Source organism: Serinicoccus kebangsaanensis (assembly GCF_008919445.1).
GTDB lineage: Bacteria > Actinomycetota > Actinomycetes > Actinomycetales > Dermatophilaceae > Ornithinicoccus > Ornithinicoccus kebangsaanensis.
The window spans coordinates 81112-95343 of record NZ_VSLG01000014.1 but is presented as its reverse complement, the minus strand read 5'-3'; the positions used below and the strand labels follow the sequence as shown (position 1 = coordinate 95343).

Below are 14232 nucleotides of genomic sequence, written 5' to 3'. Positions count from 1 at the left end.
CACCTACGACGAACACACCGCCTGGGCCCACCGCCAAGCACCCGCCGCTTGACTTCTTAGCCGCCTGGGGTATCTAGATGGTGAAGACTGTCCCGGTGTCCACCACCGACGTGACCTTCATCGACCTGACCTCCGAGGACCTGGCGCGGGTCCGGGACCTGACCGAGACCGTGTGGTTCAGCGTGACCCCCGGCAAGTCCCTGCAGGACCTGGACGACGAGGTCGACCTGCGCCACGCACGCGGCGCCGTCCGCGCGGGTGGCCCGCTGCCGGGGGAGGCCGAGGGTGCCGCCACCCCCCTCATGGCCTTCTACAGCGCCTTCGACATGGGGCTGACCGCGCCGGGTCCGGCGGGTGAGCTGCAGCGGGTGCCGATGGACGGGCTGACCTTCGTCAGCGTGCACCCGGACGCCCGGCGTCGGGGCGTGCTGCGGGCGATGATGACCGACCACCTGCACCGGGTGCATGACCGGGGCGAGTGCGCGGTGGCCGGCCTGCACGCCTCCGAGTCCGCGATCTACGGCCGCTTCGGCTACGGCTGCGCCAGCGTCGAGGCGAAGCTCACGCTGGGCCGGGGCACCGAGCTGAAGGCCCCGGCGGCGCTCGCGGCCGAGGCGGACGCGGTCACGACCCACGTGGTGACCCTGGACGGCGAGCCGGCGCTCGCCGTGCTCCACGAGGCCCACCTCGCCTGCGCCGGGACCACCCTGGGGACGGTGACGCGGCCGGAGGCCCTGGCGCAGCGCTGGTTCGCGTTCACCGACCACCCGAAGGCACGGGGCAGCAAGGAGCCGCAGCGGCTGCTGCTGGCGCGACGGGACGGTCAGGTCAGCGGGTATGCCGTCTTCCGCCGGGAGAGCAGGTGGGAGGCCGGGTCGCCGGCCGGTGAGGTCAGCGTCGCCGAGCTGGGGGCACGGGACGACGCGACGCTGCTGGCGCTGGCGCGGCGCCTGGTCGACCTCGACCTGACCGCCAGGACCACCTTCTGGTCGCGCCCGGTGGACGACCCGGTGGCGTGGTGGAGCGGAGGCCCTCGCGGCGGCGGGATGCAGCTCTTCGACGCCCTGTGGATCCGGCTGGTCGACGTGCCGCGCGCCCTGGCCGAGCGCGGCTACGCCTGCGGCGCCCCGGTGGACCTCGTGCTCGAGGTGACCGACGAGGTATGCCCGTGGAACAGCGGGCGGTGGCGGCTGCAGATCGACGGCGACGGTCGCGCCGAGGTCAGCGGCACCGGGGCCGAGCCGGACGTGGTGACGCCAGTCGCTGCCCTGGGCGCGGCATACCTCAGCGGGCGGACGCTGCTCTCCCAGGTGAGCACCCTCGGCGTGACCGAGCGGGCACCGGGCGCCGTGCGCGCGCTGTCGCGCGCCATGCGGGCGGACCGGGAGCCGGTGCCGGCGATCGGCTTCTGAGCCACCCTGGTGCAGGAACGGTGGGTCACATCGGTTGCTCGGACGACGGATGTGACGCAGCGTCCCCGCCCAGGGAGGCGAGGGCGTCGCGCAGGCGACGGTGGCCGGCCCGGTCGACCGGCACCTCGACCACGCGTATGCCGTCGGGCGGCTCGCCCAGCGCCTCGCGCAGGGCGTCGGCCGAGTCGGCACGCCGGTGGGCCACCCCGTGCGCGGCGCACAGGGCCGCCAGGTCGGTGCCGTGCGGGGTCCCGAAGACCCGCTCGGTCGCGGCCGCCGTCTCCGGGGTGCCCGACCGGGCCGGGTCGCCGTACTCCAGCGTGGAGAAGATGCCTCCCCCGTCGTCGTTGACGACCACGATCGTCAGGTCCGGCCGCGGCTCCCCCGGTCCGATGACCAGCCCGCCCGCGTCGTGCAGGAGGGTGAGGTCGCCGATGAGGGCGGTCGTCGGCGCACCGGTCGCGAGCGCGGCACCGACCGCGGTCGAGACCATGCCGTCGATGCCCGCCAGCCCGCGGTTGGCGATCACCCGGACCGCCTGCTGGGTGCCGTCCAGGGCGAGCGCCAGGTCCCGCGGCGGGTTGGACGACCCCAGGACGAGCAGGTCGTCCGCCCCGAGCGAGCCGACGACGACGCGCGCCGCGCCCGGACCGGTCACCGGGCCGGTCGAGATCGCCTCCCGCACCGTCGCCGAGAGCCGCTGACCGGCCTCGACCCACGCCCTCGTCCACTCCTGCGCACTCGGATGCCTCGCCGGCGGCAGCTCCAGGGTCCCCAGCGGATGCACCCGGCTCACCACGTGCGCCGGGTCGGTCCACGTCGGCCGTCCGGTGACGTGCTCGACCGCCACCCCCGGCAGCCGCCCCAGGGCACCGAGCTCGCGGAAGAGCGTCAGCCGTCCCACCGTGAGGACCCGGTCGGGCAGCAGCTCGTCCGCCCCGCCGCTGGCCACCCGACCCGCGACCAGCACCCCGTGCGGGACCACGCCCGGCCCGGACGGCAGCACGCCGAAGGGTTCGGCCAGCACCGGCCACCCCGCCGCATCCGCCCAGCGCAGGGCACGCCGGGTGTGCTCCGGGTCGGGCAGGTCTCCCAGCAGCACCACGGTCCGCTCCCCCGCGGCCACCGGCTCCGCACCCGCCGGCGCCGGCGGTGCCACCACCGTCCACGGCGCCCCGCCGGGTCGCCCCTGCGGCGCGGCGACGTCGCTGCGCAGGTCGGGGGCGAGCGGGTCACGGAAGGCGACGTTGAGCTGCACCGGGCCCCCGGCGCACGGATCGGCGCCCCCGGTCGCGGCGCCTAGCGCCCGGCATACGCTCGACCGCCAGTGCGCCGCCGCGGCGTCGGAGACGGACTCGGGCGCGGGCAGGTCGCCCTCCCAGCGCACCGCGCCCGCGAAGATCCCGGGCTGGACGGTGGTCTGGTTGGCGCCGGTGCCGCGCAGCTCCGCCGGGCGGTCGGCGGACAGCACCACGAGGGGTATGCCGCTGTGGTGCGCCTCGAGGACGGCCGGGTGGAGGTTCGCGACAGCGGTGCCCGAGGTGGTGACGACGGGGACCGGTCGGCCGCTCCCCCGGGCCAGCCCGAGGGCGAGGAACCCCGCCGACCGCTCGTCCACGCGCACGTGCAGCCGCAGCCGGCCCGCCCGGTCGGCGGCCTGCAGCGCATACGCCAACGGGGCCGAGCGCGAGCCGGGCGCCAGGACTGCGTCCCGCACCCCTGCTCGCACCAGCTCGTCGACCAGGACGGTGGCGAGCGCGGTCGAGGGATGCACGTGCCGATCGTGCCACGAGCCGGGCCGCCGCGGACCGATGCCTCGGTTCGGCCCGATCCGGCCTAGAGTTGGGGCTCATGGCCTCGAACTTCGACATCGAGCGCAAGGACGCCATCGCACCGTTGGTCCTTGCGGTCGACGTGGGCTCCACCGCCAGCCGGGGGATGATCTACGACGCGCACGGCCGGCCCGTGGGCAAACGCGCCAAGGTGCCGCACACCTTCACCGTCGCCGCCGACGGCACGTCCGAGATCGACCCGGACCAGCTCGTCGACGAGGTGCGCAGCATCATCGCCGAGCTGCTGTCCTCGCTGAAGAGCGAGGAGATCGCCGGGGTGGCGCTGGACACCTTCGCCTCGTCCCTGGTCGTGGTGGACGCCGAGGGCGCGGCGCTGACGCCGTGCTTCACGTATGCCGACGCCCGCTGCGGGCGACAGGTCCTCGAGCTGCGGGATGAGCTGTCCGAGGAGAACCTGCAGCAGCGCACCGGCACCCGGGTCCACTCGAGCTACTGGCCGGCGCGGCTCCGCTGGCTCGCCGACGAGCGCCCCGACGTGATGAAGCGGGCCGCCACCTTCCTCTCCCTCGGCGACTACCTCATGCGGGACCTCACCGGCACCGTCGCGACCGGCACCTCGACCGCGTCGTGGACCGGGCTGGTGGACCGGCACACCGCGGACTGGTATCCCGAGCTGGCCGAGATCAGCGGCATCGACCTGGACCAGCTGCCGCCGATCCACCACCTCGACCAACCGGTCGAGGTGGCGCAGGAGCACGCGGCGCGGATCGCGGACGAGTGGCCGGCGCTGGCCCAGGCGCAGTGGTATGCCCCGATCACCGACGGGCTCGCCGCCAACGTGGGCCTCGGGGCGCACGACGAGACCGCCATCGGCGCCTCCTGCGCCACCTCCGGCGCGGTGCGGGTGCTGGTGCGCGAGATGCCCGAGACGCTGCCCCCGGGCCTGTGGTGCTACCGCGTCTCGCACGACCGGGCGCTCATCGGTGGCGCCCTGAACGACGTGGGCCGGGCGCTGGCCTGGGCCGACGTCACCCTGGCCGTGGACCAGGTCGGCCCCGAGGCGCTGTCGGAGGCGCTCACCGCCGAGCCGCACGAGACCACGCCGCTGGTGCTGCCCTTCTTCACCGGCGAGCGCAGCACCGGGTGGGCCTCGGACGCCCGCGCGGTCATGGTGGGGGTCACCGCCGCGTCCGCGCCGGCCGAGGTCTACCGCGGCGTGCTCGAGGGCATCGCCCTGTCCTACGCCCGGATCGGCAGCCAGCTGCGCGAGGTCGCGCCCCAGCCGGAGAAGCTCTACGCCGGCGGCGGGGTCGCCGCGGACCGGCCCGAGCTGATGCAGATCATGGCGGACGCGATGCGCACCCCGGTCACGCCGGTCACCCTCCGTCGGTCCACGCTGCACGGCACGGCCCTGCTGGCCCTGGAGAGCCTGGCGCCGGACGTGCGCCGCGCCAAGCCGGAGCGCGGGACGACCCTCACGCCCGACTACGCCCGGCGGCCCTACTACACGGAGCGCTTCGGCCGCTTCCAGCAGGTCTACGAGGCCCTCTTTGAGTGAGGGCGCGCGGTCGCTCGCGGACGACCTGCGCTCGCGCAGCGACGACGAGCTCGCGGCCCTGCTCCAGGACCGCCCCGACCTCGCCCGTCCCGCGCCGGCGGACGTCACCGCCCTGGCCGCCCGCGCCACGACCCGGGCCAGCGTGCAGCGTGCCCTGGACGGGCTCGACCTGGCGCACCTGCAGGCGTTGGAGGCGCTGCTGGTCGCGTCCCCCGCCGCCGCTGCGGACGTGGCCGCGCTGCTCGGCACGGACGAGCGGACCGCCGACGGGCTGACCGGGCACCTGCGTCACCTCGCCCTGTGCTGGCGCTCGCCGGAGGGTATGCGCCCGGGGCGGGCGGTCGCGGACGTCGTGGGCGTCCCCGCGGGCCTCGGCCCGGTCGGGGAGCGCGTGCCGGTCGGCCGCGACCTGCGGACGGCCCTCGACGGGCTCGGGCGACGGCATCGCGGGCTGCTCGACGCGCTGACCTGGGGGCCGGCGCGCGGGGCCGTGGCCCTCGCTCCGGCGGGCGGTGCGGCCTCCCCGGTCGCGCGAGCGGCGACCGAGCTGGTCGAGGCCGGCCTGCTGGAGCGCGAGGACGAGGGGCACGTCGTGCTGCCGCGGGAGGTGGCCCTGGCGCTGCGCGGGGGCCGGCTGCACCGGCATACCGCGACCGCTCCCCCGGCGGTGGAGCACGCGCGGCTGGACCCCGACGTCGTGGACGCCGCGGCCGGCGGTCGGGCGGGCGAGCTGATCGTCCTGGTCACCGAGATCCTCGACGAGTGGGGCACCCAGCCACCCCGCGTGCTGCGCTCGGGTGGCGTGGCGGTGCGGGACCTGACCCGGCTCGCGAGCCACCTGGAGACCAGCACCGAGGAGACCGCGTGGCTGCTGGAGGTCGCGCACAGCGCGGGCCTGCTGGCCGTCGACGACGGCGGCCGCCGCAGCGAGCAGCCCACCGTCTGGGCGCCCACCGTGGCCGCCGACGACTGGCTGGAGGACGAGGCGGGAGCCCGCTGGGCCGCGCTCGCGGCGGCCTGGTGGTCGACCTCCGCGGCGCCCGAGCTGGTGGGGACGGCCGAGGGCGGCAGGGTCAACGTGCTGTCGACGGCGACGTCGCACCCCCTCGGGCGGCAGCGGCGGCACGACACGCTGCGCGCCCTGGCCACCCTCCCGGCGGGGGCGGTCGGCACCGACGAGTCGCTCGGGGAGCTGCTGCGGTGGCGGCACCCGCTGCGGTCCGCACGGCAGGGCGAGGGCGCTGGCGCCTCGTCGGCAACCGTGCTGCGCGAGGCTGAGTGGGCCGGCGTCACCGGCCGCGGTGCCCTGTCCGGCCCCGGGCGTGCGGTCGTCGAGGGCACCCCGGACGCCGCGGACCTCATGGCTCCGCTCGTGGCTCCCGCCGTGGACCATGTGCTGCTGCAGGCGGACCTGACCGCGATCGCCCCGGGGAGGCTGGACGGGGCGGCGCGCTCGCTGCTGCGCCTGGTGAGCGACGTGGAGTCCCGTGGTGGCGCGACGGTGCACCGGTTCAGCGAGGAGAGCGTGCGGCGCGCCCTGGACCTCGGCTGGACCGCGGACCGGGTGCTGGAGGAGTTGGGGCGGGTCTCGCGGACCGGGATCCCGCAACCGCTGGACTACCTCGTGCGCGACGTCGCCCGCAGGCACGGGGCGGCGCGGGTCGGGGCGTGCGCCGCCTACCTGCGCTGCGACGACGCGGCCCTGCTGGACCGGATCGAGCGCGACCGGGCCCTCGGCATGCTGCAGTGGCGCCGCATCGCCTCGACGGTGCTCGTCTCCCCGGTCCCGGCGCCGACGGTGCTCGACCTGCTCCGCGAGGAGCAGTACGGCCCGGTCGCCGACGGCGGGGACGGCGGTCTGGAGCTGGCCCCGGCGAGCCGGCACCGGGCGCCCCGTCCCGCGGCCCCGGCGGTGCGGGTGAGCGGCGTGGACGAGGTGGTGGCCCGACAGGTGGTCGGGGTGATGCGCCGCGGCGAGTCGAGCGCCACGGCCGGCGGTGAGGGGATCACCGACCCGGTGGTGGTGGCCGCCGCCGTGCGGGAGGCCGCGGCCGACGCCCAGGCGCTGTGGATCGGGTATGCCGACGACGCCGGCGGGGTGAGCACCTTGCTGGTGCGACCGGTCGCGGTGGAGGGTGGCCGGGTCCGTGCGAGCGTCGGCGACGCGGACGTCAGCCGCACCTTCTCGCTGCACCGGATCACCCGGGTGCGCCCGGCGGACTGACCCCGGACGCGGCCCCGCCCGCCCGGCGATGGCGTCTGGCCCAGCTTGCCCTCCCCGTGACCCCTCCCTGCCGGAATTCGACTACTGCTTTGCTCGCCATGGCGAGCAAAGCCGTAGTCGAAAAGCGGTGGACGGGGTCAGATGATGCGGCGGAACCGGTCAGCCGGTCGCGGTCAACGGGTCGGAGCCGCCCTTAGAAGATGCGGACCCGGTCCTGCGGCTCGAGCCAGAGGTCGTCGCCCTCCTGGGTGCCGAAGGCCTCGTGGAAGGCGTCGACGTTGCGGACCGTGTTGGCCCGCAGGTCGGCGGGCGCGTGCGGGTCGATGGACAGCAGCCGCCGGGCCTCCTCCTCGCGGGCCACGGTCCGCCACACCGAGCCCCACCCGAGGAAGAACCGCTGGTCGCCGCTCCAGCCGTCCACCTCGGGGGCCGCGCCGTCGGTGGCGATCTGGTAGGCGAGGTGCGCCAGCTCCAGGCCACACAGGTCGCCGATGTTCTCCCCGACGGTGAGGCCGCCGTTGACCGTGGAGCTCTCCCCCGCAATGTCCCGCGGGGACAGCGTCCCGAACTGGTCGATGAGCTGCTGGCTGCGGGCGTCGAAGGCCTCCCGGTCGCTCTCGGTCCACCAGTCGGTGAGCGAGCCGTCACCGGCATACCTGCTCCCCTGGTCGTCGAAGCCGTGCCCGATCTCGTGCGCGATGACCGCGCCGATGCCGCCGTAGTTGGCCGCGTCGTCGGCGTCCACGTCGAAGAACGGCGGCTGCAGGATGGCCGCGGGGAAGACGATCTCGTTGAGCATGGGGTGGTAGTAGGCGTTGACCGTCTGCGGGGTCATCAGCCACTCGTCCTCGTCGATCGGCCCACCGACCTTGGCCAGCTCGCGATCGGTCTCGAAGGCCGCGCCCCGGCGCACGTTGCCGACCAGGTCGCCGGCGTCGAGCTGGTATGCCGTGTAGTCGCGGAAGGTCGCCGGGTGGCCGATCTTGGGCCGAAAGGCCGCGAGCTTGTCCAGGGCCCGCTCCCGGGTCTCCGCCCCCATCCACTCCAGCTCACCGATGCGCTGCCGGAAGGCCTCGGTGACGTTCGCCACCAGCTCGGCCATCCGCTCGCGGGCGGCGGGCGGGAAGTGCGCCTCGACGTAGAGCTCTCCGGCGGCCTCCCCGAGCAGCGCCTCCACCAGGCCCACGCCCCGCTTCCAGCGCTCCTTGTTGGCCGGCGTGCCCGACAGGGTGCGGCCGTGGAAGTCGAAGTGCGCCTCGACCAGCTCGTCGGTGAGGTAGGGCGCGAGCGAGTCGACGACGCGCACCGCGAGCCAGGCCTGCCAGTCGGCGACCGGCACCTCCTGCAGCGCCTGGCCGACCGCCGCGAGCACGTCGGGCTGCCGGGCGACGACCGCGTCCATCGCGCCGGCCGGGGCACCGATCCCGTCGACCCAGGCGTCCCAGTCCCACCCCGGGGTGGCCTCGGCCAGCTCGGCCCGGCTCAACCGGGTGTAGCTCTTCACCGCGTCCCGGGCCGCGACCCGGTCCCAGTGGGCGGCCGCGATCCGCTCCTCCAGGGCATACACGCGCGTCACGACGTCGCCGCCGAGGGCCGCGTCGAGGCCGGCCTCGGTCAGCGCGGGGCCAGCGAGGTCCAGCAGGGTGCCCAGGTAGGCGCGGTAGGCGTCACGGACGGCGGCGTGCTCGTCGTCGGTGTAGTAGGCCTCGTCGGGCAGCCCGATGCCGCCCTGGTGCAGGTAGGCGATGTAGCTCTCCGGGTTGCCGGCGTCGGCGGTGACGAAGACGTGGGCCAGGCCGTCGACCCCCTCGCGCTGCAGTCGCGCGGAGAGCGCGGCGATGGCCGAGGGGTCGCTGGCGCGGGCGACCTCGGTGAGCGGCTCGACCAGCGGGCTCAGGCCGACCTGCTGCACCTGCTCGGTGTCCATGAAGCTGGCGTAGAGCGCACCCACCTTGCCGGCAGCGCTGTCCAGCGTCGGCTGGCGCTCGGCGGCGCTCTCGATCAGCTCGCGCACGGCGGCCTCGGCGTTCTCCCGCAGGATGTCGAACGAGCCGTAGCGCGAGCGGTCCTCCGGGATCTGCGCGGTCGCGAGCCAGCCGCCGTTGACGTGCGCGAAGAGGTCGTCCTGCGGCCGGACGTCGGTGTTCATGATGGAACGGTCGATCCCTGACTTCATGGGGCCACGGTATGCCGTGCCGTCCCGCCGCTCTCAGCCAGCAGCCTTGCCGCCACGTCAGGTGCGGGGGGCCCTCGGCATACCCGGCGGCAGCGATCTCGTGCATGCCCGGGCCGACGACGCGCCCGGCCAGAACGGCCCAGGCGTGCACGTGCGTGGATGAGCCGGTCCGGGCCGGGCGTGTCGCGGGACGGATCGTCGCCGGTATGCCTCAGAGCAGGTCGGCGAGGGAGTCCGGGACGAGCCGGGGCAGGTCGGCGCCGGTCGCGGGGCGCCACAGCCCGACGTCGGTCGGGGCGTCGAGCACCGGGAAGGGACCGTGGCCGAGCATCACCGGGTCGAGGAAGCTGGCCTCGTGGACGACGATGTACTCGTGGCCGGGTCGGCCGTTGAAGACGAAGATGTTCTCCAGCACCCCGAGCCGCTCCCCCACCTCGAGCTCGGTGTCGAACTCCTCGCGGAACTCGCGCCGCAGCGCCTGCTCGGAGGTCTCACCGAACTCGATGCCACCACCCGCCGGCCGGTGCAGCGTCTCGTCCCGGGCGGGGTCGACATACTCCGTCACGAAGAGCGCGGCGGTCGACGGGTGCCGGATCAGCGCCAGGCTGAGCACCCGGATGTCCGCGGGCGGCAGGTAGTCGCTGGCGCTCGCGCCGCCCTCTGTGACCTCGCTCACCTCACCAAATGTAGTCGGCGCCCGACCGGCCCGCGGCCTCACCCGCCCGCCCCACCGGTCGCGACCGGCACGAGCCGCATCGGACGCGAGTAGCCTCCCTGCTGTGGACGCCATCGAGCTCGTCGAGGTCACCAAGCGGTTCGGCGCCACCACGGCGCTGGACCAGCTCACGATGTCGGTCGCGCACGGCGAGGTGCACGGCTTCCTGGGGCCCAACGGGTCCGGCAAGTCGACCACGATCAGGCTGCTGCTCGGGCTGCTGCGCGCCGACTCCGGGACCGTCCGGATGCTCGGCGGCGACCCGTGGGGCGAGGCGCCGACCTTGCACCGCCGGCTCGCCTACGTACCCGGTGACGTGGCGCTCTGGCCGGGCCTCACCGGGGGCGAGGTGATCGACCTGCTGGGGCGCCTGCGCGGAGGCATCGACACGACCCGCAGGGCGCAGCTGCTGGAGCGCTTCGACCTCGACCCGACGAAGAAGGGCACGACCTACTCCAAGGGCAACCGGCAGAAGGTGGCCCTCGTCGCGGCGCTCGCCTCCGACGTCGAGCTGCTGCTGCTGGACGAGCCCACCAGCGGGCTGGACCCGCTCATGGAGGCGCAGTTCCGCGCCGTCATCTCCGGCGAGCGGGACCGTGGGCGGACGGTGCTGCTGTCGAGCCACATCCTGTCCGAGGTCGAGCACCTGTGCGACCGCGTGTCGATCATCCGCGCCGGGCAGATCGTGGAGTCCGGCACGCTGGCCGAGCTGCGCCACCTCACCCGCACCTCGGTCGTGGCCGAGCTCGCCGCGCCGGTGCCGGAGGCGCTGGCGAGCGCTCCCGGCGTCCACGACGCGCAGATCGAGGGCCACCGCCTGACCTGCCAGGTCGACGACACCGAGCTGGGACCGGTCATGTCCCGCCTCTCGGCCCTCGGCATCCGCGCGATCACCTCCACCCCACCGACCCTGGAGGAGCTCTTCCTGCGGCACTACGACGAGTCGGCATGAACGGCGCGACCGGGCTGGGCGAGCTGGTCCGGCTCGCGGCCCGGCGCAGCCGCTGGTTCTACCTCGCCTGGGTGCTGGCCCTGACCCTTGTCGTCCCGGCGACGGCCGCCGCCTACGAGCAGATCATCGACCCGGCGAACGCCGACCTGCTCATCACCACGATGACCGGCATCATGGGTGTCCTCGGCATCGTCCGGTCCACCCGCGCGCAGGAGGAGGACGGTCGGATCGAGCTGCTGCGCTCCGGCGCGGTGGCACGGCACGTGCCGCTCGTCGCGGGGCTGGTCGTCGGGCTCGCCGCCTGCGCGGCCCTCGGGGTGCTGGTGGCCGTGGCGATGATCGTGGTCGGGGCGCCGGCGGCCGGGTCGGTGGCCTTCGGTGGCGGGCTGGCGCTGGTCGGCGCGACCTTCCTCGGCATCGGCGCCGTGGCCGCCCAGCTCACCGCCTCGGCGCGGACCGCGAACGCGCTCGGCCTGTGGACCCTGGCCGCGGCATACACCCTCCGCGCGGTCGCCGACGGTTCCGGCGAGGGCGCCACGGCTCGCCTGGCCTGGGCGTCGCCGGTGCAGTGGATGGCGCTGGCCCGCCCGTATGCCGACGAGCGCTGGTGGGTGCTCGCACTGCCCGCGGCCGCGACCCTGCTGCTCGTGGTCGGTGCCGTCGCGCTGGAGGCCGGCCGGGACCACGGGGCCGGGTTGTGGGCCGCCCGTCGCGGGCGCGCCACCGCGCCGGAGCGCCTGCGCGACGCCTCGGGGCTGGCGTGGCGGCTGCACCGTGGCCAGGTCGTGGGCTGGAGCATCGGGATGCTGCTGTTCGCACTGGCCATGGGGTCGCTGTCGACCAGCTTCGGCGAGATGCTGGAGGAGGTGCCCCAGCTGCGGATCATCTTCGAGCGGATGGGAGGCGGCGCCGAGCGGCTGGTCGAGGCGTTCTTCGTGGCGATGCTGTCCATCGTGTCGGTCGTCATGGCGGTGCTCGCCGTCAGCCTCTTCGGGCGGCTGCGCGAGCAGGAGGAGCGGGGGCACGCCGAGCTGGTCCTGTCCACGGCCCTGTCGCGGCGACGGCTCCTGGGCAGCCACCTGGCCATCGCCGCGCTCGTGCCCGTGCTGCTGCTCGCGGTGGTGGGCGCCGTCCTCGCGCTCAACCAGTCGCGCTCGGTGGGCGACTGGTCGATCGTCGCCGAGACCGCCGGTGCTGCGCTGGCCCTGGCCCCCGGTGGTCTGGTCGCGCTCGGGATCGCCGTGCTGGTGCACGGCTGGGCTCCACGGCTGGGCTGGGTGGCCTGGGTGGTCGTGGGGTGGAGCCTGTTCATGGCGTGGGTCGGCACCGCGCTGGACCTGCCGGAGTGGCTGACCCGGCTGACCCCGTGGGCCGCGCTCCCCCAGCTGCCGGTGGAGGGCATGGACTGGACTGCGGTGCTGGTGACCCTGGCGGTGGCGGTCCTGCTGGTCGCCGCGGGTGCGGTGGGCTACCGGCGGCGGGACATCACGGGCCTCTGAGCGCGCGCGAGGTATGCCCGTGCACTGTCTCGGGACACGAGCGTCGCCCCAGCCACGCCCGGGTCACGAGCGTGTGCACAGGCATACCTCTCAGGGCAGCTCCCCGAGCACCCGGACCAGGGCACGCACCGGGAGGCTGAGCAGCTTGGTCGCCCCCACCACGACCTCGAGGAACTCCAGCGCGTCGCCCACCCCGGTGATGGCGTCCCCCACGCCCTCGGCGACGTCCCGGCCCTCGAGCCGCTCCCGCGCCTCCTCCTCGAGTGTGGTCGGGAAGTAGTGCAGGTCGGTGCGCAGCGCCTCGACGATGATCGCGGCACGGTGATCGAGGGTCAGCCCGTCCTCGTCCGGCAAGAGGGTGCGCAGCAGCCCGAGCTCGAAGACGAGGGCCACGAGCAGCGCGGTATGCCGGTCCGGCCGCAGGTCCACGCCGAGCGCCTCCCGCAGCCGCGCCTGGACGCGGGCCTCGGGGTGCCCGTCGCGCGGGAGGTGCCGGGTGCGGTTCAGCCAGGCCCGCCGCAGGACACCCGCGTCGCGCAGCCGGGCGAGGAGCTCCTCGACCTCGCCGCGGCGGGGGCGCCTGAGCTCGGCGGGTCGCTGACCGACGACCTGCTGCGCGACCTGCTCGAGGATCCGGTCGCCGCCGGTGGTGCCGCTCAGCCCCGCGACCAGCACCCCGTCGTCGTGCAGCGAGAGTCGGCGCCGGGCCAGCAGCTCGACCACGAGAGCCACCCGCACCGCCCCGCGGACCGCGGGCCTGCGGACCAGCCAGGTGCCCCTCCTGTCGTCGAGCAGCAGCAGGACGAGTTCCTCCGCCAGCAGCATCGGCCCATCGTAGGGCGCGGGCTCAGGCCGCGGGTCCGACCAGCCGGCCCGAGGCTCAGCTCCCCGCCAGGGCCCGGACCACCCGCGAGGGCGCGGGCCGACCGAGCTGCTCAGCCATCCACGTGCTCGTCCCGACCAGCCGGTCCAGGTCGGCACCGTGCTCGATGCCGAGGCCGTCGAGCGCCCAGACCAGGTCCTCGGTCGCGAGGTTGCCGGTGGCCGACTTGGCATAGGGGCATCCGCCCAGCCCGCCGGTCGAGGCGTCCACGACCCGGACCCCCCGGCCGATGGCCGTCATGGTGTTGGCCAGGGCCTGGCCGTAGGTGTCGTGGAAGTGCACCGCGGTCTGCTCCGCCCCGATGCCTGCCTCGTCCAGGGCGTCCATCAGCCGGTTGACGTGCCCCGGCGTCCCCACCCCGATGGTGTCGCCGATCGAGAGCTGGTCGCAGCCCAGGTCCATCAGCCGCGAGCACACGTCGACGACCTGCGGGATCGGCACCGGCCCCTCCCACGGGTCGCCGAAGCACATCGAGACGTAGGCCCGGACCCACGCCCCGGCGTCGAGGGAACGCTTGACGACGGGGGCGAACATCTGGACCGACTCCTCGACCGAGCGGTTGAGGTTGCGCTCCGCGAAGGTCTCGGTGGCGCTGCCGAAGATCGCGATCGAGGTGACCCCGCGCTCCAGCGCGCGGTCCAGCCCACGCTCGTTGGGCACGAGCACCGGGCGCTGCTGGCCCAGGCCGTCATCCCCCAGCAGGTCCAGCAGCTCCTCGGCATCGCCGAGCTGGGGCACCCACCTCTGCGGCACGAAGCTGGTGAGCTCGACCGTCTGGAGACCTGCCGCCAGCAACCGCCGGACGAACTCCGCCTTGACCTCGACGGGCACGACCGCCTTCTCGTTCTGCAGGCCGTCGCGCGGGCCGACCTCGTAGATCGTGACCCGCTCAGGCTGTCCGGGCAGCGGCTCGGTCATCGGCAGGGCTCGGCTCATCCCGCCAGCCTCTCAGATGCCCCGACGGCAGCGGCATACCCGACGCCGATCAACCACACGCGACGCCCGGTGGGTCAGAAACCA

At 74.9% G+C, this 14232-nt stretch carries 10 protein-coding genes; 5 read left to right on the top strand and 5 right to left on the bottom strand.

Annotation, left to right across the window (positions count from 1 at the left end):
- Positions 1–95: 95 nt before the first annotated feature.
- A complete protein-coding gene (locus FXF60_RS13785; RefSeq protein ID WP_192796749.1) occupies positions 96–1412 on the top strand; it encodes a GNAT family N-acetyltransferase in 1317 nt (438 codons plus the stop codon).
- A 25-nt stretch (positions 1413–1437) separates the two neighbouring features.
- Here the strand turns inward: FXF60_RS13785 and menD are convergent, their stop codons facing one another.
- Positions 1438–3186: a 2-succinyl-5-enolpyruvyl-6-hydroxy-3-cyclohexene-1-carboxylic-acid synthase gene (menD, locus tag FXF60_RS13780; protein WP_151526552.1), complete on the bottom strand. Its 1749-nt coding sequence runs from the start codon at positions 3184–3186 to the stop codon at positions 1438–1440.
- Between the two features lie 77 nt (positions 3187–3263).
- Between menD and FXF60_RS13775 the strand changes: the two genes are divergently transcribed.
- Positions 3264–4763, top strand: coding sequence for a gluconokinase (locus FXF60_RS13775; RefSeq protein WP_151526551.1), 1500 nt, complete (start codon positions 3264–3266; stop codon positions 4761–4763).
- Positions 4756–6987, top strand: coding sequence for a helicase-associated domain-containing protein (locus tag FXF60_RS16955; RefSeq protein WP_151526550.1), 2232 nt, complete (start codon positions 4756–4758; stop codon positions 6985–6987). Before FXF60_RS13775 ends, FXF60_RS16955 begins: the two co-directional genes overlap by 8 nt.
- Before the next feature lie 193 nt (positions 6988–7180).
- On the opposite strand, the gene FXF60_RS13765 is transcribed toward FXF60_RS16955, so the two are convergent.
- Positions 7181–9163 carry a M13 family metallopeptidase gene (locus FXF60_RS13765; protein ID WP_151526549.1) on the bottom strand — a complete coding sequence of 661 codons (1983 nt, stop codon included), beginning with the start codon at positions 9161–9163 and terminating at the stop codon, positions 7181–7183.
- A gap of 211 nt (positions 9164–9374) precedes the next feature.
- A complete protein-coding gene (locus tag FXF60_RS13760) occupies positions 9375–9839 on the bottom strand; it encodes an NUDIX domain-containing protein (protein WP_202879643.1) in 465 nt (154 codons plus the stop codon).
- A gap of 103 nt (positions 9840–9942) precedes the next feature.
- Here FXF60_RS13760 and FXF60_RS13755 point away from each other — a divergent pair, with 103 nt between their 5' ends.
- Together FXF60_RS13755 and FXF60_RS13750 are read left to right on the top strand one after the other, a co-directional pair.
- Entirely contained in the window at positions 9943–10830 is an 888-nt protein-coding gene (locus FXF60_RS13755) for an ABC transporter ATP-binding protein (protein ID WP_151526547.1), read from the top strand.
- Complete coding sequence (locus FXF60_RS13750) at positions 10827–12329, top strand: ABC transporter permease (protein ID WP_151526546.1); 1503 nt, start codon at positions 10827–10829, stop codon at positions 12327–12329. The genes FXF60_RS13755 and FXF60_RS13750 overlap by 4 nt, the downstream gene beginning before the upstream one ends.
- Before the next feature lie 90 nt (positions 12330–12419).
- Here FXF60_RS13750 and FXF60_RS13745 read toward each other — a convergent pair whose 3' ends face one another.
- Together FXF60_RS13745 and FXF60_RS13740 are read right to left on the bottom strand one after the other, a co-directional pair.
- Positions 12420–13154 carry a GOLPH3/VPS74 family protein gene (locus tag FXF60_RS13745; RefSeq protein ID WP_151526545.1) on the bottom strand — a complete coding sequence of 245 codons (735 nt, stop codon included), beginning with the start codon at positions 13152–13154 and terminating at the stop codon, positions 12420–12422.
- Positions 13155–13209: 55 nt separating this feature from the next.
- Entirely contained in the window at positions 13210–14148 is a 939-nt protein-coding gene (locus FXF60_RS13740; RefSeq protein ID WP_151526544.1) for a hydroxymethylglutaryl-CoA lyase, read from the bottom strand.
- Positions 14149–14232 lie beyond the last annotated feature (84 nt).

Bases quoted from the DNA above. Each gene is read 5' to 3' on its own strand.
- FXF60_RS13775 (WP_151526551.1), top strand. From the start codon at position 3,264: ATGGCCTCGAACTTCGACATCGAGCGCAAGGACGCCATCGCACCGTTG.
- FXF60_RS13765 (WP_151526549.1), bottom strand. From the start codon at position 9,163: ATGAAGTCAGGGATCGACCGTTCCATCATGAACACCGACGTCCGGCCG.
- FXF60_RS13750 (WP_151526546.1), top strand. From the start codon at position 10,827: ATGAACGGCGCGACCGGGCTGGGCGAGCTGGTCCGGCTCGCGGCCCGG.
- FXF60_RS13745 (WP_151526545.1), bottom strand. From the start codon at position 13,154: ATGCTGCTGGCGGAGGAACTCGTCCTGCTGCTGCTCGACGACAGGAGG.
- FXF60_RS13740 (WP_151526544.1), bottom strand. From the start codon at position 14,148: ATGAGCCGAGCCCTGCCGATGACCGAGCCGCTGCCCGGACAGCCTGAG.